22 protein-coding genes are annotated in these 24315 nt (G+C 62.7%); 14 read left to right on the top strand and 8 right to left on the bottom strand.

Going from position 1 to position 24315, the window contains the following annotated elements; translation table 11 throughout:
* Nucleotides 1-49: 49 nt before the first annotated feature.
* On the bottom strand, nt 50-502 hold the full coding sequence (locus BLW25_RS18310; protein WP_092902813.1) for an RrF2 family transcriptional regulator: 453 nt from the start codon (nt 500-502) through the stop codon (nt 50-52).
* A gap of 286 nt (nt 503-788) precedes the next feature.
* Between BLW25_RS18310 and BLW25_RS18305 the strand changes: the two genes are divergently transcribed.
* The 13 genes from BLW25_RS18305 to BLW25_RS18245 all read left to right on the top strand — a co-directional run bounded on the left by BLW25_RS18305 (nt 789) and on the right by BLW25_RS18245 (nt 14560).
* A complete protein-coding gene (locus BLW25_RS18305) occupies nt 789-1691 on the top strand; it encodes a sulfurtransferase (RefSeq protein WP_092902811.1) in 903 nt (300 codons plus the stop codon).
* Nucleotides 1688-2470 (top strand): ABC transporter permease, encoded by a 783-nt coding sequence (locus tag BLW25_RS18300; protein WP_092902809.1) that lies wholly within the window; start codon nt 1688-1690, stop codon nt 2468-2470. Before BLW25_RS18305 ends, BLW25_RS18300 begins: the two co-directional genes overlap by 4 nt.
* The gene (locus tag BLW25_RS18295) at nt 2467-3144 is read left to right on the top strand and encodes a glutathione S-transferase family protein (protein WP_092902807.1); all 678 of its coding nucleotides are present in this window, start codon (nt 2467-2469) and stop codon (nt 3142-3144) included. Before BLW25_RS18300 ends, BLW25_RS18295 begins: the two co-directional genes overlap by 4 nt.
* A 330-nt stretch (nt 3145-3474) precedes the next feature.
* Nucleotides 3475-4446: an aliphatic sulfonate ABC transporter substrate-binding protein gene (locus tag BLW25_RS18290; RefSeq protein WP_092902805.1), complete on the top strand. Its 972-nt coding sequence runs from the start codon at nt 3475-3477 to the stop codon at nt 4444-4446.
* Nucleotides 4447-4473: 27 nt separating this feature from the next.
* The gene (locus BLW25_RS18285) at nt 4474-5343 is read left to right on the top strand and encodes an ABC transporter permease (RefSeq protein ID WP_092902803.1); all 870 of its coding nucleotides are present in this window, start codon (nt 4474-4476) and stop codon (nt 5341-5343) included.
* A 1-nt stretch (nt 5344) separates the two neighbouring features.
* Nucleotides 5345-6085: an ABC transporter ATP-binding protein gene (locus BLW25_RS18280; protein ID WP_092902801.1), complete on the top strand. Its 741-nt coding sequence runs from the start codon at nt 5345-5347 to the stop codon at nt 6083-6085.
* A gap of 75 nt (nt 6086-6160) precedes the next feature.
* Nucleotides 6161-6571 (top strand): carboxymuconolactone decarboxylase family protein, encoded by a 411-nt coding sequence (locus BLW25_RS18275; protein WP_092902799.1) that lies wholly within the window; start codon nt 6161-6163, stop codon nt 6569-6571.
* A gap of 4 nt (nt 6572-6575) precedes the next feature.
* Nucleotides 6576-7586 (top strand): quinone oxidoreductase family protein, encoded by a 1011-nt coding sequence (locus tag BLW25_RS18270; RefSeq protein WP_092902797.1) that lies wholly within the window; start codon nt 6576-6578, stop codon nt 7584-7586.
* 151 nt (nt 7587-7737) lie between these two features.
* The gene (locus BLW25_RS18265; protein WP_253188582.1) at nt 7738-8736 is read left to right on the top strand and encodes an ABC transporter permease; all 999 of its coding nucleotides are present in this window, start codon (nt 7738-7740) and stop codon (nt 8734-8736) included.
* Nucleotides 8737-8792: 56 nt separating this feature from the next.
* The gene (locus BLW25_RS18260) at nt 8793-9812 is read left to right on the top strand and encodes a sugar ABC transporter substrate-binding protein (RefSeq protein WP_092902796.1); all 1020 of its coding nucleotides are present in this window, start codon (nt 8793-8795) and stop codon (nt 9810-9812) included.
* Between the two features lie 70 nt (nt 9813-9882).
* Nucleotides 9883-12006, top strand: coding sequence for an ABC transporter permease (locus tag BLW25_RS18255; protein ID WP_092902794.1), 2124 nt, complete (start codon nt 9883-9885; stop codon nt 12004-12006).
* Nucleotides 12003-13076 carry an SMP-30/gluconolactonase/LRE family protein gene (locus tag BLW25_RS18250; RefSeq protein WP_092902792.1) on the top strand — a complete coding sequence of 358 codons (1074 nt, stop codon included), beginning with the start codon at nt 12003-12005 and terminating at the stop codon, nt 13074-13076. Before BLW25_RS18255 ends, BLW25_RS18250 begins: the two co-directional genes overlap by 4 nt.
* The gene (locus BLW25_RS18245) at nt 13073-14560 is read left to right on the top strand and encodes a sugar ABC transporter ATP-binding protein (RefSeq protein ID WP_092902790.1); all 1488 of its coding nucleotides are present in this window, start codon (nt 13073-13075) and stop codon (nt 14558-14560) included. The genes BLW25_RS18250 and BLW25_RS18245 overlap by 4 nt, the downstream gene beginning before the upstream one ends.
* Before the next feature lie 270 nt (nt 14561-14830).
* Here BLW25_RS18245 and BLW25_RS18240 read toward each other — a convergent pair whose 3' ends face one another.
* From BLW25_RS18240 to BLW25_RS18220, 5 genes are all read right to left on the bottom strand, one after another.
* Nucleotides 14831-16258 (bottom strand): C69 family dipeptidase, encoded by a 1428-nt coding sequence (locus BLW25_RS18240; protein WP_092902788.1) that lies wholly within the window; start codon nt 16256-16258, stop codon nt 14831-14833.
* Nucleotides 16259-16292: 34 nt separating this feature from the next.
* A complete protein-coding gene (locus tag BLW25_RS18235) occupies nt 16293-18305 on the bottom strand; it encodes a dipeptide ABC transporter ATP-binding protein (RefSeq protein WP_092902786.1) in 2013 nt (670 codons plus the stop codon).
* A gap of 2 nt (nt 18306-18307) precedes the next feature.
* Nucleotides 18308-19201, bottom strand: a complete 894-nt coding sequence (locus BLW25_RS18230; protein WP_249499359.1) for an ABC transporter permease — start codon at nt 19199-19201, stop codon at nt 18308-18310.
* Nucleotides 19182-20126 (bottom strand): ABC transporter permease, encoded by a 945-nt coding sequence (locus tag BLW25_RS18225; protein WP_092902784.1) that lies wholly within the window; start codon nt 20124-20126, stop codon nt 19182-19184. The genes BLW25_RS18230 and BLW25_RS18225 overlap by 20 nt, the downstream gene beginning before the upstream one ends.
* Before the next feature lie 67 nt (nt 20127-20193).
* Nucleotides 20194-21762, bottom strand: a complete 1569-nt coding sequence (locus BLW25_RS18220; protein ID WP_171909636.1) for an ABC transporter substrate-binding protein — start codon at nt 21760-21762, stop codon at nt 20194-20196.
* A 115-nt stretch (nt 21763-21877) separates the two neighbouring features.
* Here BLW25_RS18220 and BLW25_RS18215 point away from each other — a divergent pair, with 115 nt between their 5' ends.
* Nucleotides 21878-22690, top strand: a complete 813-nt coding sequence (locus BLW25_RS18215) for a helix-turn-helix domain-containing protein (protein WP_092902780.1) — start codon at nt 21878-21880, stop codon at nt 22688-22690.
* 258 nt (nt 22691-22948) lie between these two features.
* Here the strand turns inward: BLW25_RS18215 and BLW25_RS18210 are convergent, their stop codons facing one another.
* Nucleotides 22949-23254: a hypothetical protein gene (locus BLW25_RS18210; RefSeq protein ID WP_092902778.1), complete on the bottom strand. Its 306-nt coding sequence runs from the start codon at nt 23252-23254 to the stop codon at nt 22949-22951.
* Between the two features lie 13 nt (nt 23255-23267).
* Entirely contained in the window at nt 23268-24314 is a 1047-nt protein-coding gene (locus tag BLW25_RS18205) for a linear amide C-N hydrolase (protein ID WP_092902776.1), read from the bottom strand.
* Between the last annotated feature and the right edge of the window lies 1 nt (nt 24315).

Raw genomic sequence — 24315 nt, 5'->3', positions numbered from 1 at the left:
TGCGGGCGATTCCGCCGCTTCAGATCTGTCCCGTTCAGGCTTGCAGTGTTCAGGATTTCCAGTGCTGCGGGCCTTCGCTGAAGCGGCGTACAATGTCTGGCAGGTTTCCGTCGGCCAGGCTTGCAAGGCTGGTTTCATCCAGCACCTCGCGGATCGCGGCGCGAAAGGCGATCCAGACATCCTGGAGCGGGCGGCTGCGGGCATTGTAATCGACCGACTGGGGCGGCGTGCCGCGCACCAGGGCGATCTCGCCCTCGATGGCGCGGATGATTTCACCGACCGAGATCGTGCGCGCCGGACGGGCCAGCCAGTAGCCGCCCTCGGTGCCGCGCTGGCTGTGCACCAGCCCGGCCCGTTTCAGCTCATTGAGGATATTGACGAGGAAGTTCAGCGGCATCGCCTGCGCACGGGCGATGGTTTCGCATTTCAGCGGCTCCTCGCCATATGCGGCCAGTTCGATCATCGCACGCAAAGCGTAATCGGTCCTCGCGGAGATATGCATCGGCCGAGACGCCCTTCCTGATAAGATCGGTTATATTGGACACTTCGCGGGTGTCGCGACCGGATCACCTCATGATTCCACAGTGAGCTGATGATGTAAAGCTTAACAGGCTTTCTGTTGCGGGCCGTGTTTCTGACTGAAATTTTCCAAAACACCCATGCCAGAAACATGGTCTGTTCCAATCTTCACTCACCTTGTTGACAAGTATTGTTATGAAGATGACTTTGCCCGCAGCAGTCCGGATCAGGCCGGTTTGAACCCCCGGTGCCGGATATAAGGAGCGAAAATGGCGGCGATTCCCCCCCTTGTCGATGGTGACTGGCTTGAGGCCAGGCTCGGTGATCCCTCTCTCAGGATCTTCGATGCGACCACGGTTCTCGCCTTCCCCGAAGACGGGCAGGATGGCTATTACACGCTGTCTTCGGGGCGCGATGCCTATATTGAGGAACATATCAGCGGTGCCGCTTTTGCCGATCTCCTGCTGGAGCTGACCGATCAGCAGGCGCAACATGCCTTCACCGTATTGCCATCCGCGACATTTGCCGGGCGGATCGGTGCGCTCGGGGTCGGGGATGACAGTGTCGTGGTGGTCTATGACCAGTTCGATCCGGCCCGCAATCCCGGCGCCTTCTATCAGCATTGGGCGGGGCGGCTCTGGTGGCAGCTGCGGCTGGAAGGCTTTGACAATGTGGCGGTGCTTGACGGCGGCCTTGCGCAATGGCGGCGCGAGGGGCGGCCGGTTGAATCGGGTGAAACCCATTATCCGCCCGCGACGTTCACCGCCCGCCGCCGCCCCGAGCTGATCGCCGACAAGGCGCAGGTGCGCGAGGCGATCACGCGCGATGATATCCTGCTGCTGAACACGGTTGATCCGGTGACCCATGCGGGCGGGCGCACCACCTTTTCGCGCCCCGGTCATATCCCGAACAGCCGCAATGTCTGGTATGAGGATATTTTTGACGCAGCGACCGGCAAGCTGAAATCTCCTGACGCGCTCCGGGCGCATTTCAGCCGGGTGGGCGCGCTCGACCCGTCAAAGCGCACCATCACCTATTGCGGCAGCGGCATCGCGGCCTCGGTCGAAGCGCTGGCGCTGGCCACGCTCGGGCGGGATGATGTGGCGGTCTATGACGGATCGCTGACCGAATGGACGGCGGATCCTGATCTGCCGCTTGAGACCGGCGCATAGGCCCGGGCCTGACCACAGACAGGGGCCGGAGCACAGGCATCCTGCTGACAGCGGCGATCCTGTCCCGGGTGGTGAATTCCGGGGTCACTGCGCCGGTCCTCATCATCCTCGTCGTGATCCTTGTCGGCGCGCTGGCGGGGCTGGTGAACGGGCTGATCTTCACCTTCGGCAAAGTGCCCTCGTTTATCGCCACGCTTGGCACGCTTTCCTTCTTTGCCGGGCTGGGGCTGACGGTGATCGGCGGGCGCTCGATCTATTTCGACGCGCCGGGGGTGCTGTCGCTTTCCATCGGGCAATGGATTCCGGGCGTGCAGAATTCGGCAATGATCGGGCTGATCGCGCTGACCCTGGTGGCCCTGATCACCAACCGGACGCGGTTCGGTCTTTATATCTATGCGATCGGCGGCAATGAGCGGGTGGTGCGGCTGTCCGGGATCGCGCTCAGGCGGGTGAAGATCCTGGCCTTTGTCACCTCGGGGGTGACGGCGGCGCTGGCGGGGCTGCTGATCTCGTCGCAGCTTGGCTCCAGCGGGCCCTCGCTCGGCTCGACGGCCCTGCTTGATTCCCTCGCAGCGATTGTGGTCGGCGGCACCGCGCTTTCGGGGGGCGTCGGCGGGGTCGGGCGCACCTTTCTCGGCGTCCTGATCATCACCGTTCTGGTCAATGGGCTGAACCAGATGGGCGTCCAGGATTTCGCCCAGACCATGATCAAAGGCGCCGTTATCGTGCTGGCCGCGATCTTCACCATGGCCTCGCAACGCGGCCTGACCCTCAAATGAAACGGGAGGCCAATGTGCCGAAACTCTATACAAATTTCGAATCCGGCAACAGCTATAAGGTCCGGCTGTTCGCCGCACTCGCCGGGATCACGCTTGAGGAATATGAGGTCGATCTGCCGGGGGATGAACATCACGGCCCGGCGTTTCTTGCGATCAATCCGCGGGGCGAGGTGCCGGTTCTGGTCGATGGCGAGCGCATCTTCCGCGATTCCGCCGCGATCCTGACCTGGCTTGCCGGCACCTATGCGCCCGAAGGCTGGGGCGGCAGGGATACCGGCGAGCAGGCCGGGATCATCGACTGGCTCGCCTTCTCGGCCAGCTGGATCCAATATGGTGTCTTTACCGCCCGCGCCATTGTCTCGTTCAGAGGCACCTATAACGGCGTCGGCTTCCAGCAAGAGGCGGTCACCCTGAACGAGGCCCGCATCCGGGGTCTGAAATCGCTTGAGATCCTCGAGACCGCGCTGACCGGGCAGGACTGGCTGGTGCTGGGCCGCCCGACCATCGCCGATATCTCGGTCTTTCCCTATGTCGCCCTGGCCCCGATGGGGGATATTCCGCTGGAGCCCTATCCCGCGATCCGCGCCTGGATCAACAGGATCCGCGCCCTGCCGGGATTCATCACAATGATCGGGCTGGATGATCCGCAATATCGCCGTAAGGACCGCCCGTAACGATGCTCGGAAATCCAATGGGGCGGCGCAGGCATCGCCGCGTCCCGCTTCGGCCCGGGAGCGGGGCGTGGCTGGCACTGATCCGGATTCTTTCCTCCCGGGGCCGGGCAGCACAGAACAATTCTTCTCCTGCGTCATGTTCAAAGAGCGGGGGCAATTCTTCCTGAAAAGCACGGATTACGATACCCTCAGCGACCGAAGCATCCCAGCATCACAAGCCAAAACAGGCGCGCTTTGCCACAGGGCGGGAAGATGCTGTGCAGACCCCATGGACCCGGCGGGCGCCCGAAGGCACCGCCGGAGCTGGCCACAGGAAAAGGACGAGACGAGATGATCACCCGCCGCCATCTTCTGCAAACCCTTCCGGCAGCATCGCTGGTCAGCGTCGCTGCGCCCGGCCTTTTGCGCGCGCAATCACTCTCGGAACTGAAGATCGATTTCGCGACCTATAACCCGGTCTCGCTGCTCCTGAAATCCAAGGGCTGGCTGGAAGAGGAATTCGCCTCAGACAAGATTGCCATCACCTGGGTGCAATCGGCGGGGTCGAACAAGGCGCTGGAGTTCCTTTCGGGCAGCGCGATTGATTTCGGCTCGACCGCTGGTTCGGCGGCGCTGGTGTCAAAGATAAACGGCAATCCGATCCGCTCGATCTACAGCTATTCGCGCCCGGAATGGACGGCGCTGGTGACGCGGGCCGAAACCGGCATCACCTCGGTCGCAGATCTCAAGGGCAAGACCGTGGCCGTCACCCGTGGCACTGATCCGCATATTTTCCTGATCCGGGCACTGGCAGATCAGGGCCTGTCGGAAAGCGATATTACCACAGTTCTGCTTCAGCATGCGGATGGCAAGACCGCTCTGTTGCGCGGCGATGTCGATGCCTGGGCCGGACTTGACCCGATCATGGCCTCAGCCGAGGTCGAAGACGGCGCTTCGCTTTTCTTCCGTAATGTCGCCGCCAATACCTATGGGATCCTCAATGTGCGAGAAGCCTTCCTTGCGGAACAGCCCGAGGTTACGACCCGCGTTCTCACTGTCTATGAGCGCGCACGGAAATTCGCGGTCGAAAACCCTGATGAGCTGAAAGCGGTCACGGTCGAAGTCACCGGCCTGCCCGAGGCGGTGATCGAAAAGCAGCTCAATGAGCGCACCGATCTTTCCGACCCGCGCCTTGGCGCGGCCCATCGTGACGCGATCCTCGCGGCAGGGATTGCGCTGCAAAAAGCGGGTGTGATCGAGGCGGGTGTCGATGTCACCGCAACCGTGGATGGTCTGATCGACGACCGCCTGCCGACCGCGTAAGCCCTTCCACAGGATCAGATCTGCCTCATGACCGAGACCTCCAGCCGGGCCGAAACCGGCCCCGCCACCCGCACCGGCGCAGATTTTCTGTCGCGGTTCCTTGGCTATGGGAAGCCGTTTTTCATCGGGCTGATCCTGCCTTTGGGCGCGGCCCTGATCTGGGAGGCGGTGGTGGCGTTGGGCTGGAACACCGGCCGGCTTTTGCCACCGCCAAGCGTGATCTGGGACACGCTCGCCGCGCTCTGGCAAAAGGGCGATCTGACGCGCCATGCCGCGGCGACGCTCTGGCGGGTCGTGGTGGGCTTTGGCCTTGGGGTGGTGGCGGGGACGATCCTCGGCGCGATCACCGGCTATTACCGCCCCGTTGCGCGGCTGATCGACCCGACCTTCCAGGCGTTGCGGGCGATACCGTCCATCGCCTGGGTGCCGCTTTTCATCCTCTGGTTTGGCATATTCGAACTGCCCAAGGTCATGCTGATCGCGGTCGGCGTCTTTTTCCCGGTCTATCTTGGCGTGATGGATGCGATCCGCTCGGTTGACCGCAAGTTCGTCGAGGTCGGGCGGGTCTTTCGCCTCTCCGGCACGGGGATGGTGGTGCGTATCCTCTTGCCCGCGATCTTCCCGGCCTATGTCACGGCGCTGCGTTCGGGTCTGGGCCTTGGCTGGATGTTCGTCGTCGCGGCGGAGTTCATGGGAGCCTCAACCGGGCTTGGCTATCTGCTGGTCGATGGCCAGCAGCTGGGCAAACCGGCACAGATCGTTGCCGCGATCCTGATTTTCGCGATCCTTGGCAAGATCACCGACAGTCTTCTGGCCTGGGTAACCGCACCTTTCCTGACCTGGGAAGACAGTTTCGCGCGTGGCAAAGAGGCCCGCACCGGCGCAGGGGAGGCCTGATATGCTGACGATCCGCAACCTTGGCAAAACCTATGAAACCGGCACCCGCGCGCTGGCGGGGATAAACCTCACGGTTGCTCCGGGTGAAATTCTTGCGATTGTCGGCGGCTCCGGCTGCGGGAAATCCACGCTTTTGCGTATCCTTGCGGGGCTTGAACAGGCGACGCATGGCGAGGTCGCGATTGACGAGACCGCGCTGGACGGGCCGCATGAAAAGATCGGCATCATCTTTCAGGAGGCGCGGCTTTTCCCCTGGCTGACTGTGCGCCGCAATGTGGGCTTTGGCCTTGCGGGCCTGCCGCATGCTGTCCGCGAGGCGCGGATCTCGGCCACGCTCGCGCGGGTGGGTCTTACTGATAAGGCGAATGCCCTGCCGCGGCAGCTTTCGGGCGGCCAGGCGCAGCGTGTCTCCATTGCCCGCGCGCTGGTCACCGAGCCGGAGGTCTTGCTTCTGGATGAACCCTTCTCGGCGCTGGATGCCTTCACCAAAGCCGATCTGCAGCAGCATCTCCTGCAGATCCACGCAAAAACCGAGCCAAGCCCGACCCTGATCATTGTCACCCATGATATCGAAGAGGCGATCCTGCTCGCCGACCGGGTCATCGTCATGTGCCCCAATCCTGGCCGGATTGCCGAGGATTTCCCGGTCGATCTGCCGCGCCGACGCGCAAGAGGCGACGAAGGGTTTGAGGCGCTGCGCCACCGGATCCTCGACACGCTCAATCTCAGCCATACTGCCTGACCCGGCAGAGCATTTGCTTCGGCCCCGTCTGCGTCCTAGCCTGTGGCGCAAGGGCTTTGCGAAAGGAACCCCATCATGACCACCGTCCGCCTCTGGACCGATGCCGAGGCTGAAGCCGATCCCCGTGTCAAAGCGGTGTTCGACGATATCCGTGCCACCCGGAAATCGGATTTCATCAATAATATCTGGCGCGCTTTAGCCAATCAGCCCGATACGCTGGACCGGCTCTGGGCTGGGCTCAAGGCGGTGATGGTCGCGCCGGGAAGCCTTGATCCGGTGGTGAAGGAGATGATCTATATCGCGGTGTCCAGTGCCAATGGCTGCGGCTATTGCGTGCATTCCCATACCGCAGCAGCGAAGGCCAAGGGCATGACCGGGGCGCAGCATGAGGAATTGCTGGCGGTGATCGGCATGGCCTCGCAGACCAATGCTCTGGTGACGGCGCTGCAGTTGCCCGTCGATCAGCAATTCCTGGTGGAGAGCTGATCCGATGGCCTCAGGCGCAGAAATCCCGACCCATACCGGCGCAATCATAGCCCGCAAACCCGGTGGCGCCGAGGTGCTGGAATGGGCCGAACTCCCCCTCGCGCCCCCCGGCCCCGGCGAGGTGCTGATCCGGCATGAGGCCATCGGGCTTAATTTCATCGACACCTATTTCCGCTCGGGCCTTTACCCCTGGCCGGGCGCGGTGCTGATCCCCGGGGCCGAGGCGGCCGGCGTGGTGATCGCCGTGGGCGAAGGCGTCACGCTGAAACCCGGCGCGCGTGTGGCTTATCTGGAGCGCACCGGCGCCGATGTGCATTACCGCGTGATGCCCGCCGACCGGCTTTTCCTTTTGCCCGACGGGATCACGGCGGATCTGGCGGCCTCGGTCCTTCTGAAAGGGCTGACGGCGGAGGCGCTGGTTTCTACCGTAGCGCCGGTGCGGGAAGGTCAGGTGGTGCTGGTCCATGCGGCGGCGGGCGGGGTCGGCTTGCTGCTCGGTCAATGGATCGCCTCGCTTGGGGCGCGGGCGATCGGGACCGTCGGGTCCGCTGAGAAGGCGCGGCTTGCGCTGGATCACGGCTATGATGCGGTGATCGAATACCGCCATGAGGATGTCGCCGCGCGGGTGGCGGATCTGACCGGCGGCGCGCTCTGTGACAGGGTCTTCGACTCGGTCGGGAAAGACACCTGGCGTGGCTCACTCGAAAGTCTGAAGCCGCGCGGGCATCTGGTGTCCTTCGGCCAGGCCTCGGGGCCGATAACCGGGTTTCAGGTCTCAGATCTGGCGAAAGGCTCAAAGACGCTCAGTCGCCCGGTGGTGTTCGACTATCTGACGACCCAGGAGGAACGCGCGGCCCGGGCGGCTGCGCTGTTTCATAGGCTTGCGGATGGCAGGCTTAAGGCGGGCGCTGCGGCGCGCTACCGTCTGCAAGACGCGGCTGAGGCGCATCGCGCGCTGGAATCTCGCGCGACCAGCGGGGCGGCGGTCCTGATCCCGGAAAATCCTTCTCTGTAAGGGCGGCGGCGCAGAAGAAAGCCTCTGCGCCGCGCAAAACAAAGAAACTGCCTTGATATTGTTGTATAAATCCAGCGGCAGTATCACAAAGAAGGGCCGTTGACTGCCCCCGAACCCCGGCATTTCAGGGTCGGAACTGGGGAGCAGAAGGGTGAGCATTCGGGGCCTTCGCGCGGCGCATCCGCGACGTGTTATCGGGCAGGAAACCATTGTCTTCGGGCTGGCGATTGCGCTTTTCGCGGGTTTTGCGCTGCTGCTCGACGGTTTCGCGGCACCGGCGAACCTTTTGAACATCCTGCGCTCCGTCGCCGTGCTGGGCATTCTGGCCGCCGGGATGGGGATCGTGGTGATCGGGCGCGGCATCGATCTGTCGATGGTCTCGGTCATGGTGGTGACGGTCGCGGTGCAGCTGCAGCTGATGCAAAGCGGCTGGGGCCTGTGGCCGGCGAGCGCGGTGGTTGCGCTGATGGCCATTGCGATTGGCGCGGCGAACGGGGCCATGGTCGCCTATGCGGGGGTGCCGGCACTTTTTGCGACGCTCGCCTCTGGCGCGTTTGTCTTTGGCTTTGTGCGCTCACAGATCCTGTCGCAGGATGTGGTCTATATCCCCGAAAACGCAACCGGGCTTTTGTCACTGGGAACGGCACGGGTGTTTGGCCTTCCGGTCGATGTGCTGGTGTTTCTGGCGGTGGTTCTGATCCTGATCGGGCTGTTGCGCTGGTCCAGGCCGGGGCGGTTTCTCTATCTCATGGGCGATAATTTCAACGCAGCGCGCACGATGGGCATCCCGGTGCGCCCGCTGATCGTTGCGGCCTTCACGCTCGCAGCGCTCCTTGCCTGGCTCGCGGGGCTGGCGAGTGCGATCAGCCTGCAAAGCATGAACACGCGGCTGGTCAATTCAGCGCTGCTTTATGACGTGGTGCTGGTCGTGGTGATCGGCGGCATCGGGCTTTCGGGCGGCAAGGGGGGCATGCGCAATGTCGTCGTCGGCGCCATGCTGATCGGGGTTCTCCTGAACGGCATGACCATCCTCAACCTGCCGAATATCCAGCAAAATCTTATCAAAGCGCTGATCTTGCTCGGCGCTATCATTCTCGACGGGCAACTGAACCCCCGAGATGAACAGACCAGTCAGCAAGGCGATATCTGACCTTTTCACCTTTCAGGGCGCTGCCGGATGCAGGCCCTTTTCCCGGAGGAACCACAATGTTCAAACCCCTTCGCCTTGCCGCCCTTGCCGGCAGCTGCGTCCTTACGCTCGCCTCTGGCGTCACCGCCCAGGACAGCAACCCCGGCCCCGAAGCCTATCGTTCGGCACTGGAAGGCAAGCGCGTGGTGCTGGTGCCGATGACGATGGGCTTTGACCTTGCCCAGGGCTGGAACCATTTCATCGGCGAAGAGGTCAGGCGTTTCGGCGGTATCTGGGAGACCCGTGACCCGAACTGGAGCGTGGATGCCGGGGCGCAGGCGATCACCGATCTGATTTCCTCGCCCGACAAGCCCGATGTGCTGATCGTACAGACGCCGGACCTCAATTCTTACTCGCGGCTCTTTAAACGCGCACAGGAGGCGGGGATTTTCGTCGTTCAGCTTGATAACCCGTCGAATTTCGCCTCGGATATCTTTGCCGGGTCGGATTGGAAAAAGCTTGGCGCGCTGGAGACCCAGGCGGTGATCGATCATTGCGGCGAGGGGTCATCGAAAAAGATCGGCGTGATCCAGGGCGATCAGGTCAATGCCTCGTCGTTGTATCAGTGGGAGGGTGTGCAGGAAGTGCTGGCCGCGAATCCCGGCTGGGTGGTCGCAGGCACTGCGGATTCGAACTGGGATCCGACCACAGCGCGTAATGCTGCGGCGACAATCCTGCAGCAAAACCCCGATATTTGCGGCATCGTTGATTTCTGGGATGCGACCGCGCAAGGGACCGCAGCCGCGATCCGTGACGCAGGGCTGCAAGACAAGGTCTTTATCGCCACCACCGGCTCGGGCGAGGCGATTGACTGCAAGCTGATCGAAGACGGCACCTTTGGCGCGATTGTGACCTCGGAACTGCCGCGCCAGTCGCAGGATGTGGTCGCCGCGATCAAGGTCCTGCTGCAAAGCGGCATCAAGCCCGGTGAGAGCAAAAACTACCTCTACACCTATGAGGTCGCGCGTACCAAAGCCGATCTGACCCCGACCACCTGCTGGAGCCAGGCCGCTATCGAGGCCGCCGCGAAGAACTGATCCTGACAGGGCCCGGCCTGATGGTCTGGCCCCCATTCGCCACACTGGAATTCCCCAAGAAAGCCGCAAGATGAGCCTGCGCGAAACCCTGATCCGCCTGCGCTATAACCGGGTGCCGGACCACCTTCTGGGCGAAATCCTCTCGAAAAGCTGGACCGACAATCTGGTTCCCTTTGCCTTTCTGCTGGCGGTGGTGATCTCCTTCGGGACGCTTTTGCCGGGCTTTTTCGCGGCATCGAGCCTGATTGATACCACGCGGCAGCTGGGTGAATTCCTGATCGTGGTGCTCGGCCTGACGGTGGTCATTATCGCGGGCGGAATCGACCTTTCGGTCGGCTCGATCTTTGCGCTGGCGGCCTTCGCGGTGCTCTCTGTCATCTATATTGCCGAGGGGCCGGTCTGGCTGGCGCTGATTGCCGGCCTTGGCGCGGGCGCAGCTTTTGGCGCGCTGAACGGGGTTCTGATCGGCTATCTGCGGCTGCGCGCGTTTCTGACGACACTGGTCACGCTGATCATTGGCCGCTCGCTTTACGATATCCTGATTACCGCCTGGGGCACCCGGATCCAAAGCTCGCCGGTCTGGAATGATACCTTCGACGGGATCGGCAGCGGCAGCCTCTGGTTCCTGCCGCTTTCTGCCCTGATCGCGGTTTTTTTCGCCATCACCGCGCATCTGGTGATGAGCCGTTCGCGGATCGGCTGGCATTTCATGGCGGTTGGTGGGGCAAGGCGTTCGGCCTTCAATGCCGGGATCAATGTCCGTCGCACTGTGTTCCTGTCTTACGTTATCTCGGGGTTGGCCTGTGGGCTGGCGGGGTTCCTTTTCGCCGCGCGCCTTTCCGGGATAGGGCCTGGAACCGGCCTCGGGATGGAGCTTGCTGCGCTGACGGCGGCGGTGGTCGGTGGCAATAGCCTGGGTGGTGGGCGCGGCTCGGTCGTCAAAGGGGTGCTGGGGGCGATTGCGGTCCTGCTGACCACCAACGGGCTGATCCGCATGGGGGCTGGCACCGGCACCAGCCAGATGATCGTCGGCCTGATGCTCGGCGCGGCGATCATCCTGGATATGCGCTGGCTGAAAAACCGCCACAAAGTCCTGTCCGAGATCTATGTCGCCCCATTGCACCACGCTATGGCTCCGGCGATCCCGGCTCTGCCCGGCTCGGGTACGGCCTTCGCGCTGAATGACCGGCTGGCGGGGGCGGAGGCAATTGCGCTCGGCACGGTCGAGGGGCCAGAGGATGTAATCCTTGACGAGGCTGACAATCTTTATGCCGGAACCCGCCATGGCGAGATCGTGAAATGGTTCGCCCCCGATTACACCCGTTCAGAGATTTTCGCCCATATCGGCGGCTTCCCCCTCGGCCTTGCCATGACGCGCGATCAGCGGGTGATCTCCTGCGTCGGTGCCATGGGGCTTTACGGTGTGACGCAAGCGGGCGAGGTCTCGGAACTGACCACGGAAACCGGGCGCTCGCTTTTCTCGGTGGTTGATGACGCGCGGCTGCGCGACCCGAATGACCTTGATATCGCGCCTGATGGCCGGATCTGGTTCACCGATTCCACGACGCGCTATGACGCGCATGACTGGGCGCTGGATTCGATTGAGAGCCGCCCGACCGGGCGTCTGCTGGTCTATGACCCGAAAACCGGCACCACCCGGACCATGCTCAGGGGCCTGCGCTACGCCAATGGCGTCTGTCTCTCGCATGATGGTCAGTCGCTGCTGATTGCCGAAAGCTGGGCCTGCACGGTGCATCGCTACTGGATTTCCGGCCCCAGGGCCGGGCAGCTGGAGACCGTGATCAAGGACATGCCGGGCTATCCCGACAATATCAACCGCGCCTCGGACGGGACCTATTGGATGGCCTGGCTCGGCATGCGAACGCCCAGCTTTGACCTTGCCTTGCGGCATCCCGGGATGCGCAAACGCATGACGCGTAACCTGCCGCAGGATGACTGGCTCTTCCCGAATATCAATACCGGCGGGGTGGTGAAATTCGACGATAACGGGCGGATCCTCGGCACTTTGGGCGATCTCGGCGGGCTGTCGCATCCGATGGTGACCTCGATGCGCGAACATAAGGGCTGGCTTTATATCGGCGGCATCCTGAACAATCGGATCGGGCGCATCCGGTTAGAGGGCGCCGATCCGACCTGGACCAGCTGGCAATCCTACTGGGGGCCGGGGGCATGAGCCGGATCAGTCTGCTTGACCGCCTGCTCGAGCCGTTCCGCGGTCAGGCGATCACCATCCCGCCCTATGACGGCGCCTGGAAGCCCGATACGCGGCTTGAGACAGCGGCGCCGGTCGCGGTTTTGCCGGGCGCTGACACCCTCGCGCGTGACGCTGCGGGAGGGGTCTGGGCCAGCGCCGGGCCGGTGCTTTATCGCCTGACCCCTGCGGGGGCTGAGGCGGTGGAAACCTATCCCGCCCCGATCACGGCGATAACCGGATTCCAGGGCGGTCTTGCGCTGGCTTTAGAGGATGGCGGGCTTATCCTGCGGGGCGGGGCAGGGAGCCGCGATCTGCGCAGCGCCTTCCCCCGTCCTGTTTCCGCAACCGCGCTGATGGAAGACAATGGCGCGCTGATCATCGCCGAAGGCTCGGCCACGCATAAAGCGGGCGACTGGGTTGCCGCCCTGATGCGCAAGGCCGGGGACGGCGGGCTCTGGCGGCTGGAGCCTGACGCGCTGCGCGCCGAACAGATCGCCACGCGCCTTGCCTGGCCTTCGGGCCTGGCGCGCGCGCAGGATGGCAGCATCGTGCTGGCCGAGGCCTTCGCGCATCGGTTGACGGCGCTGACACCCAAGGGCGCGCGCAAGCTTCTTGACCGTATCCCCGGCTATCCGGGTCGGCTCTCTCCTGCGCTGAATGGCGGCTGGTGGCTGGCCATTTTCGCGCCGCGCAACCGCCTTGTGGAGCTTGTGCTGCAGGAAAACCATTTCCGCGCCGATATGCTGGCGACGGTCCCGCAGGAGCATTGGATTGCCCCCGCGCTCTCTGTCGGCCACAGCTTTCTGGAGCCACTGCAGCGCGGCGGCGTGCGCACCATGGGTCTGCGCAAACCCTGGGCGCCGGCGCGGTCTTACGGGCTGGTGGCGCGGCTTGATGCCGGATTTGGCGTGCTGGAAAGCTACCATTCCCGCGCAGACGGGCGCAGGCATGGCGCGGTCGCGGTGCTTGATCTGCCGGGCCAGACCCTTGTCGCGCTGAAAGGCGCGGGCGAGATCGTCGACATTGCCGAAGCGGAGGAAGCCCGATGACCGCGATCCTGTCCACAAAGGCCATTAGCAAGGCGTTTCACGGCAATATCGCGGTGGATCAGGTGGATTTCGACCTGTTTCCCGGCGAAATCCATGCGCTTTTGGGCGAGAACGGCGCCGGGAAATCCACCTTTTCCAAGCTTCTGGCCGGGGTCTACCCGCCCGATAGTGGCGAGATCCGCCTTGCGGGCCAGCCTTTCAAAGCAATCGGCCCGGGTGACGCACTCGGGCAACGCATCGCCATGGTCTACCAGGAGACCAGCCTCGTCCCCTCGATGACCGTGGCGCAGAACCTGTTCCTTGGCCAGGAGAAAGCCTTCAACCGCCTGCGCGGCGTCACAATTGCTGCGCAGCAGTTCTTGCAATCCCTGAACTTCACCGTCGATCCCACGGCGCTGGTCTCAAGCCTCGGCGCGGCCAAACGCCAGATGGTCGAGATCGCCCGTGCTGTGCGGCTCAACGCGCGGATCATCATCTTTGACGAGCCGACCGCGACCCTCACCCCCGAGGAGCGCCGTCATTTCTTCGCCCTGCTGGCACGGCTGCAAAAGCGCGGTGTGGCGATCATCTTCATCACCCATGCACTGGAAGAGGCGCTGCAGGTCTCGGATCGGATCACCGTTATGCGCGATGGCAAGCGGGTGCTGACTGCGGCGGCGCAGGGTCTGACGCAGGCCGGTATTATCGAGGCCATGGTCGGGCGCGACGTGGCGGCGGATTTTGCACCCCGCGACAGCATTCGCCCGCCGGGGGCGCGGGTCCTTTCGGTCGAGGATGTCTCGATGGGGGCGCTGGTCAGGAATACGTCATTCTCGGTCTTCGCGGGGCAGGTGACGGGTCTGTTCGGGCTTGTTGGCTCGGGCCGGACCGAGACGGCAAAGATCATCGCGGGGGTTCTGAAACGCGATTTTCTGCGCGGAGGGCAGGTGGAATATCAGGGGGGGGCGGTGCGCTACGCGACCCCCGGTCCGGCGGTGGCGGACGGCATCGTCTATGTCACCGAGGACCGCAAGCAGGAGGGTTTTTTCGAGAATATGACCGTCGCGGAGAACCTTTATGCTGGGCTGCTCGCGGCAGGGCTTAACCGCTTCCCCTGGGTCTCAACTGCGGAAATGCGCGAGCTCGCGGCGCAATGGTCCGCGCGTCTCGTGATCCGCTCGATTGATCCGGGCGCGCGGGTGGTGGAGCTTTCGGGCGGCAATCAGCAAAAGGTGGTGATCGGCAAGGCTTTGATCCAAAATCCGAAACTGGTGATCTTTGATGAGCCGACAAGGGGCGTCGATATTGGTGCGGTGGCCGAGATCCACGCACTGATCGAAAGCCTCGCGGAGCAGGGCATCGCGGTGATCGTGATCTCGTCCTACCTCCCCGAGATCCTGAAGCTTTCCGATCGGATCCTTGTCTGCCGCCAGGGGCGCGTGGTCGAAGAATTCAGCCCGACGGATGCCAGCAGTGAGCGCATACTCTATGCGGCAGTGCATTGACTGTCGGAGCGTTGCGGCCCGGCAATCGGGGCGCGCCGCAACGCGGATGGCGGGATCCATCCCGCCATCATGGCAGACCGCCATGCGACTATGATCGCAGGCATTGATCCTTTTTACACTTCACCCGCCTCACGGCCCTGACTTTGACCTCGCGGCGGAGCTTCCGTCTCGTCATATCCGCACGTCAGCTCCCTGGTCACGATCTTATCTTCGTGTCCGGAAAACCGACGGCAGATCCTACCCAGGACTTACGACCGGAGCCGCCTTTGCCTACCAGATCTGCGCGGGTGAAAGCGGGCTCGTTGTCATATTCAGCCCGCCGCGCACTCTGAGGCGCACATAGGCGGCCCGGGCGAGCGCATCACAGTCGTCAAGGCTGCGCTCCATCCAGCGTGTGCTGAAATCCGACAGCAGGCGGCAGGCAAGATCGCGTTCCCCCGCTGCGCTCAGCAGGCCCGAGGCCCGCAGCGTCTCAGGCAGATCGGCACGGATCAGCGCCTCAAGATCGCGCCAGTGGCTGTAGATTTCGGGCAGCAGCGCCTCGCCATCCTGAAAGGCCAGATGCATAAGTTTGCGGAACTGATAGACCGCACCATCGGCACTTTCGATCCCCTGCGGGATCCGAGAAACCACCTCGGGCGACTTCACTTCCTTGCGGCGATCGAGGAAACGGCCGCTTTCGCCTTCGGTCAGATGGCGGTGCTGGCGATAGGCCGGAGGGACCTCGTCCATTCCAAGGAAGACCGGCGTCAGCGGCGCGGCAACCGGGCCAATGGCGGCATGCCACATCATCCTTTGCTCCGGGAAGTCGGGTTCCGTCAGCGGCACGATCTGTCCATAACCGGCGGTATCCCCGGTCAGCTTTTCGGTCGCGATGGCCCAGACAATATCTTCGATTCCAAGCTTTTCGGGGCGGGCGGCGCGGGACTGCATCTCGGCCTCGATCCAGGCCTGACCTTCCCAGCGACCCTTGCCATCGCCATAGACGGCATTGACGTCAAAGGCGCCTGTGGCCGGATCGTACCAGCCCAGATCAATGGCCGTGCTGATGAAATGCGGTGGGAACAGGAAATTTTCGTCCGGCACTGCCGGGATCTGTCCGATATAGCCCGGGCGGGAGACGCGGATACTGCTGTCACCCAGCCGCTCGGCGACCCAGAGACGCCGGCCGCCGGCGAATTCAATCACGACCCAGGCTTCCTTGCCATCCGCGATGATATGCGAATTCCCGCCATAGGTCGAATAGCCGTGGCTCGCGATCAGATCGCCGATGATCTGCACCCCTTCGCGGGCGGTGCGGGCGCGTTCCAGAACGATGCGCGCCAGATCCGAATAGTTGGGGCCGGTCTGATCCTTTGGCGTCATCGCAATCAGCCGCTCGGACGAGGTTGACCATATGTCGCGCACAGCGACTCCGTATTCGTTCAGCCCGCCATTGGTCAGCGGGCAGGGCACGCCAAGATAATGGCTGTAGCTGACCCGCATATGGCGAAATGTGCTGGCAACCTGCGGAATCTCCGAAAGCAGGCCCGGCATCAGCGCCGCAGGCGTCACCCCGACGGTGATTGTCGCCTCCGGCGCATGGCTGGCTGCAGGGATGATTTCGAGCCAGTGGCTTGACGGTTCATCGCCATAGCCAGCCAGATAGGGAAGACCGTCGGCCGTATGGGCGCGGCCGATGTAAATACCGTAACTCATGGAACGTCCTTGTCGTCTCTGCTGCTGTCCGGGATCAGCCGGAAAGCGGGAAGTGGCAGGCAAAAACCCGGTCAGTGCCTTCGGCCTGATGGGCCGGCTTAAGCTGGTGGCACATTGGCTGGGCCAGCGGGCAGCGGGTCACGAAATCACAGCCCTTTGGCCGGTTCAGCAGGCTGGGCACCTCGCCTGCAAGACCCAGACCGCTCTGGCGCTGATCGGGATCGGGCTGCGCGATCCCCTTCAGCAGCGACGCGGTATAGGGATGGCGGCATTCGCGGAAGATCGCGTCTGTCGGTCCTTCTTCCACGATACGGCCAAGATACATGATCGCGATACGGTCGCTGATATGGCGGACCACCGGCAGATTATGGGTGATGATCAGGTAGCCGAGGTTAAAGCTGCTCTGCAGCCCGGCCATCAGATTAAGCACCTCACCCTGAACCGAGACATCAAGCCCGGCAGTCGGTTCATCGGCCAGAAGAAGACGCGGGCTCAGCGCCAGGGCCCGTGCCACCCCGACGCGCCTCGCCTGGCCGCCTGACAGCTGATGCGGATGGCGCGACAAAAGGGCCTTTGGCAGCCGCACCATATCCGCAAGGCGCTCAACCTCGGCGTCAAGATTGCGCCCGCCCTCACCATGAATCTGGAACGGCTCGGCGATCAGGGCGCGCACGGTTTTGCGCGGCGAGAGCGAGCCATTCGGGTCCTGGAACATCATCGCCATATTGCGGCGCAGGGGCTTGAAGGCGCGTTCGGGCATGTTCTGCACCTCAGTCCCGTCAAACAACACCTTGCCGGAGGTCACGGGAACCAGGTTCAGAATGGCCCTGCCAAGCGTGCTTTTGCCCGAGCCGCTTTCCCCGACAAGGCCCAGCGTTTCCCCCGCGCGAAGCCGCAGGCTGACATCGAGCACGGCATCCAGCCCGCGCGGGGCCCGCCGCGCAAGTTTTGCGGCGAGCTGGCTGCCGATCTGGAAGCGAACGCCCAGATCAGACACTTCCAGAAGCGGCGCGGCGCTGTCCTGCGCTGCTACCGGCGCGCGCGGCGGTGACGTGATGACAGCGGCCGGTACCGATGCCGGTTGTTCACTGCGCCAGCAGCGCACCATTGCGGTCTCATCGCGGCGCACTTCCGGCGGCGCGCTCTCACGACATTCCGCGACGGCCTGGCCGCAGCGGGGGGCAAATATGCAGCCCGTCGGCAAGGCAATCAGATCGGGCAGATCGCCCGGAATGATCGGCAGCCGGCTGACCCGTTCGGGGATCCGCGCCGGATCGCATTCCAGCAATGCGCGGGTATAGGGATGTTGCGGCGCATGGAAAATCTGCGAGACGGTGCCGGTTTCGACCACTTCTCCCGCATACATCACCACAACATCGTCGCAAAGCTGCGCAATCAGACCCAGATTATGTGAGACCACCGCCATGGTGGTTTCGCTGTCGCGCTGAAGATTGCGCAAAAGCTCTATGATCTGCGCCTCCATCGTCACATCAAGCGCGGTGGTCGGCTCGTCCGCCAGCAAAAGATTAGGCCCGGTCAGCAGCGCCATAGCGATGCCGGCCCGCTGCCGCATTCCACCGGAAAACTCATGCGGATAGCGGCCCAGCCGATAGCCCGGATCCGGAATTCCCACCTTCCCCAGCATTTCCGCGGCAGCCTTGCGCTTGGCGCTGCGGCTCATCCTGCGGCGCCGGTAAAGCAGGTCGCGCATCTGGGTGCCATAGGTCAGCAAAGGCGCCTGAGAGGTCATCGGGTCCTGGAAGACGACCGAGATTTCCTCCCCCCGCAGTGCGCGGCGCGCGCGCTCGGAAAGACGCAGAATGTCACGGCCCTCATAGCGGATCGTGCCGCCGGTGATCTCGGAATTTGCCGCCAGCAGCCCCATGACAGACCACAGGACCGAGCTTTTTCCCGAGCCGCTTTCGCCGACGATGCCGGTGATGCGGCCCTTGCGCAGATCAAAGCTGATATTGCGCAGGGCCTTCATACGGCCCTGGCTGGTCTGGAAATCGACCGAGAGCCCCCTGATCTCAAGCAGGTTTTCCATCGTCAGCGTGCCTTGTTCATGCGCGGATCGAAGGCATCCCGAAGGCCTTCGGCAAAGAATGTGAAGCCAAGCGTGGTCAGCACCAGCGGCAGGCCCGCCATCAGCACCATCCAGGGAGAGTCGCGGATCACCAGATAGCCGTCATTGAGCAGCGTTCCCCAGCTGGCCAGCGGCGGCCGTACCCCCAGCCCGAGGAAGGAAAGCCCCGCCTCCAGCGCAACTACCGCCGGCACATCCATGGCGGCAAGGATCAGCAGCGGCCCCATGATATTGGGCAGGATATGGTGCAGCATGATCCGCAGGGTCGATGCCCCCAGCGAGCGTTCAGCCATCACGAAATCGGTGCCACGCAGCGCCAGCGCCGCTGTGCGCGTCACCCTGGCATATTGCGGGATCGAGGTCAGGATGACGATGGCCATCACCAGCGCAAGGCTCGGCCCGGTCAGTGCTACCATGGCAAGGCCCAGAATGATGGTCGGGAAAGAGCGGATCGCGTCGAACAGCAACAGCAGCAGCTGATCGAGCCAGCGCGGCCCGAAGGCCGCCATCATGCCCAGCATCAGCCCCAGAACCAGCGAGATCGTCACGCCGACGGTTGCGATCAGCAAAGCGATGCGGCCGCCATAAAGAATGCGCGACAATGTATCGCGTCCCAGCTGGTCGGTGCCGGCAAGATGCTGCCAGCCGGGGGCGGACAGCCGGGCCGGAATATCCATCGCATTCGGATCATAGGGCGCGATCAGGGGTGCAAGAAGTGCCGAAAGGCAGAACAGCAGCACCAGCGCCAGCCCGATCATGGCCTGACGGTTTGACAGAAAGGCGGCAATCTGGCGGCGGCGCTCATTGCGGGCACCGCGCCCCGCAGCAAAGCCGGAATCAGAGCGAGTTTCGGACACGGGGGTCGATCCAGCTGATAAGAAGGTCTGAGATAAGCACGACCAGGATGTAAAGCGCGGTGGTCACCACCACAGTGCCCTGGACGATCGGGAAGTTACGCGCCTGCACGGCGTCATAGAGCAGTTTGCCGATGCCCGGCCGGGCAAAAATCACCTCGGCGAAAACGGCCGAAGACACGAGGCCTCCGAAGCCCATGCCGATCAGCGTGATCGTGGGCAGAACGGCCACCGGCAGGGCATAACCAAAAACGATGCGCGAAGGCCGCAGGCCGAAGGCACGGGCCGAACGGATATAGGGCTCGCCCATCACCTCCAGCATCGACGCGCGCACCATTCGTGCCAGATAGCCGACCCAGCCCACCCCGACTGCGAAAGCGGGCAGAATAAGATGACGCAGCTGGCTGGTGATATTGCCGGACTGGCCCGCGCTCATCGCCGGCAGCCAGTTCAGCTGAACCGAAAGGATCAGCAGGGACCAGATCGCCATCAGGAAGGAGGGGATTGCAATTGTTCCGACCGAAAGGACGCCGGTCACCCGGTCCAGCCAGCCGTTTGGCCGTACCGCTGCCAGACAGCCCAGCGGAATGCCGATCACAATGGCCCAGCCCATCGCACCGGCCATCAGGGCCAGCGTATAGCCGATCTGCTCGCCGATGATGGCCGAGACAGCCCGGCCCGAAAAGATATCCTCGCCCAGATCGCCGGAAAACAGGCTGCGCGCATAGGTGAGGAACTGTACCCAGACCGGCTGGTCGAGATTCATCTTGGCAGTATAGCGCGCAATGGCCTCGGGTGTCGCCTGGGGCCCGAGCGCAATCGTGACCGGATTGCCCTTTACCAGCCGCAGCAGGGCAAAGAGCGTGATCACAACCGTCGTCACAATGGCAAATGCCAATCCGACGCGCTTTATGAGATATGCAATCATCAGAGTTCCGTCGAATTCGCCTGCCCCCGCCGGAATGGCGGGGGCCACAGTCAGCTGTTATCGCCGCTCAGGCAGGCTGAAACAGCCGGTAGTCCTGCTGCCCCGAAGGCGAGATCCGCACCGCAACATCGGTTTTGTGGATGTAATAGCGCGGCTCATGGCAGAGCCAGACATAGGCACCAGTCTCTTCCATGAGATCCTGGAGCCGCAGATAGATGTCATTGCGGATCGCCGGGTCGGTTTCGGCAATCCCCTTCTCGACCAGGGCGTCATATTCCGGGTTGGTCCAGCGTTCCCAGTTCCATTCGCCGATCTGAGACGAGACGAACCACTGCGTCGCTTCATAGGGATCGGGCACGCTGCCAAACCGCATGATCCACAGCTGCAGATCTTTCCAGGTGTCACCGGCAGATTCCATGCCCATTTCCCAGAAGCTGCCGCTGTCCATCGGGATGATTTCCAGCGTGATCCCGATCATCGCCAGATTGGCCTGGATGATCTGCGCGGCCAGCATCGGCTGCTGCTGGTTCAGCACCCTGAGGCTGAGCTGCAGCCCGCTGACCCCGGCCTCATCCAGCAGCGCCTGCGCTGCGGCGACATCAAATGTGTAGAACTTTGTTGCGCTGCGATGGCCGATCAGCCCCGGGCAGACCACCCCATAGGACCGGCTCGCGACATTCGAATAGGCGGCCGCAATGATCGCGTCGCAATCCACCGCATGCTGGATTGCGCGGCGCACACGAATATCCTGCAGGAGCGGATGTTCGGTGTTCATACCGAGCCACATGAAGTTCAGCTCGCCGGCCTTGGTCAGTGCCGAATTTTCCGGAACAGATGTCTGGTAGCGCGCGACCGCATCCGAAGCGATCTGGGTGATATCCAGCTCGCCGGCCTCATAGGCCAGTTCGGTCGCCTTGACCTGCGAGATGATATAAGACTGCACCTCATCAAAGGCAGGCTTCGGCCCGGTCCAGTCAGGATTTGGCAGGAACCTGACCATCTGACCGGGGATGTTCTCGATCCGGTAGGGGCCGCAGATGGCGGGGAATTCGGTGGTGAAACGGCCCCCCACATCCGCCATCGCCTTTTCACACAGAATGGCCCCTGGTCCATGGCAGAGCGTTACAAGGAAGAAGGGCGCGAATGCGTTCTTCAGAACGATCGTCCCGGTGCGCTCGCCGGTGACCTCGACATGGTCGAGCACCTCAAAGTAGCCGCCCCATTCCGAATCTTTCATCCGCTCATAAGAGAATTTGACATCCGATGCGCGCAGCGGGCCATAGTCGCCGGACCAGTTCAGCCCCTCGGTCAGTTCAAAATCGATATGGGTCGGATCACGCAGTTCCAGCCGGGTCACGTAGACGGTCGGTTCCCAGTCGAGCACACCGTCTCTGGTGACATATTGCGCGAGGAAGGGCAGACATTGCTTCTGCACTTCGATCTCGAGCCCGCCGGTCATATAGCCGGGGTCAAGGATCTTGATATCCCCGTCCTGGCGTACCCGCAGCAGTGGGCGAGTCGAAGCGCCAGCCTCCTGAGCCATGGCATGCCGCAAGGGCAGCCCGATGCCGGCAAGCGCGGAAAACGCAGTGCCCGTTGCGAGAAAGCCCCGCCGTGTAAAGCCGAAACGACTCATGATTCTCATTCCCTGGATATTATTTTTTAAGGAAACTCGCATCAGACCCTCCTCTTTTCCAGTCTGTTGTCCTTCGCGACTTGACGCGAATTACGCTTCAATGTGATGTAGAATCATGGAAGATGATTTCCCGCGAAACCTGTCACTGCTTTGCAGCTATCACCATTCGGTGGCAGAGGCTTGCCGTCGGCTGAAAATGAACCGGCAGCAGTTCAACAAATATCTCAACGGCCAAAGCCGGCCTTCGCGGCGCAACATGCGCCGGCTCTGCGATTTCTTCGGGGTAACCGAGACCGAGATCCTGATGGAGCCATCGCAGCTTGAGCAGATCATCTCGTTGCGGCGCGTACCCGATCCCCAGCCGCAACCGGGTGAAGCCAGCGCGCATGTCAAGGCGCTTTACCGTCACAGCCAGTCGCTCGAAAAATATGTCGGCTATTATTACAGGTATTTTTATTCTTTTGGTAACAATGGCTTAATCACGAAGTCTCTCGTCTCGGTCTATCGGCGCAATGACCGCTATTACTGGAAGAACATCGAGATCATGCGCGATCCGGCGACCGGGAAAGTCGTCGGGCTCAGCAAATACAGCGGTGTCCTGCTCTATCTCGCCGACCGTATCCATGTCATCGAATATGAGACGCTTGACTTTAAATCCCTGACCCAGGTCACGCTCTATCCCAGCTATCGTCATCAGCTGCTCCGGCTGATGGGCATCCAGACGGGTGGTCCAACCCGCCGTGGGCGCAAACCCGGGGCGTCAAAAGTGGCGCTTGATTACCTTGGCCGCAGTATCGACCTGCGCAAGGCCCTGCGGGCGGTGGGCGTCTTCCCGCCGCTGGCTGCAGCATTGCCGGCCGATATCCCCGATCTGGTGATGAACCGGATCGAACCAGGCGCCTATGTGCTGGAAGTGGACGAACCCTGAGCCCCCAATCAGCCCCCCATTCACGGCGTTTCGCCCGGAGCGAAGTGCAGGACATGGCTGAGGTTATGAGCCGGGGAAGATCGCTGCGCTGAGGTAAGGGTCAGCAACATAGTGCTGATGCAGAGAGCCGCCCCCGGGATGCGGTGGGCGGCTCCTGCTCCATCAGCGCCGAAATGCGCTACACAACCTGCAGGGCTTCAGCACAAAGGATGCGCGAATACTTGCACGCTCTGAACTGATCCGCGCAGCCGGGTTGCGTCAGGTCTTTGAGACGCAGCGATAGGTCACATCAAAGCCAAAGGTCGATTTCTGTTCCATTCCGGTCAGAACAGCCTGCCTGCCTGAACGCGCACACTCGCTTTGTGCCAGCATGTCATAGCGGTCAGGCGGGCTCTTTCGCGTGGCGTCGATCAGCCCGTGCAGCACAACTCCATCGGTGGTGCTGCGCAGAATTCTCACCGGCTCTTCGGGCCCGGTGCCGCTGACGCAGGCCGCCTGTGTTGCGGCAAGCAACGCGATCAGCGACAGTCGGGGCAGCGGCAGTCGGGTCAGGGTCCTGATCATACTGATACCTCTCTCAATCGGCAGGCTCGAAACGGAAAGGCTCTGCGGCGACAAATTCTGCCGAGACCTCGCCCGAGCGGATGCTGCCCATATCCACGCCCAGATCCAGCTGACGCACGCCACTGCCCTCGGCAAAGTCCAGCTGCTTCAGATCGACCCAGAACACATTGGGTGAGATCGCGGATTCGACATAGAACAGCCGGTCCTTCTGATCCGCCACCACCCGCCAGCGCGTGGTCGACAGGTTCGGCGCGTCCGGTGTCGAAATCCCGTAAGGCACCGAGGCATTACGGATCACGCTGAAGGCCGCTGCCGCTGCTTCGCGCGGGTCATCCGATTGCACGACCATGTCGATATAGGTGCCGGCGCGCACGAAACGGTCAGCGGCGCGGGTGGTGCCGGGCAGCACTTCACGCGGATTGACGCCCTTCCAGTAGGAGGCAAGTGCCAGCTGCTCGTCATAGGGCGGGTCATTGGTCATGACGTTGAATTCGGGCCCGTGATGGATCCGCAATTCGCCATTGATCCATTCCAGAATGGCACTGTCACCGCTCGCATCCGACAAAGACAGATGCACGGTCGTCAGCCGCCCGGGCTGCACCGGCACGTCCTTGGTCACGACATGGAAGGGCCGCGCCTCCAGATCCGCCACCGCCTCGGCAACGGTCGCGTAATTATCCATGAAATACTGCGCCCAGAGCGAGAGCGACATCTGCGGTGTCTGGCCATCATCCTCGGGGTAATCCGAGGCCACCAGCCAGAGCATATTGGCGACCAGCCCCGCCTCGTTCATGCCGTCGACAGTGGCGATGTCATAGCCCGAGACGATCAGGCTGCCATATTTCGAGGTCCATTCCAGCGAGCGCGGACCAGCCTCGCCGGTGCGGGTCATGCCGCGCGGAAAGACCCAGAGATTGGAGATCATCGGCATGCTCCAGTCCATGGATCGCGCGGTCAGCACGCGGCCATCGGGCCCGTGATAGACGACGCGGGTGCAGGCTTCGGCAATCGGGGCGACCCCGACGGCGAGAGCAAGCGCGAGGGTAAAGGCTTTGATCATC

Origin of the sequence: Rhodobacter sp. 24-YEA-8, from assembly GCF_900105075.1 — a bacterium.
Classification (GTDB): Bacteria; Pseudomonadota; Alphaproteobacteria; order Rhodobacterales; family Rhodobacteraceae; genus Pseudogemmobacter.
The sequence above is the reverse complement of the archived record's forward strand: the minus strand, read 5'-3'. Positions and strand labels throughout refer to the sequence as shown.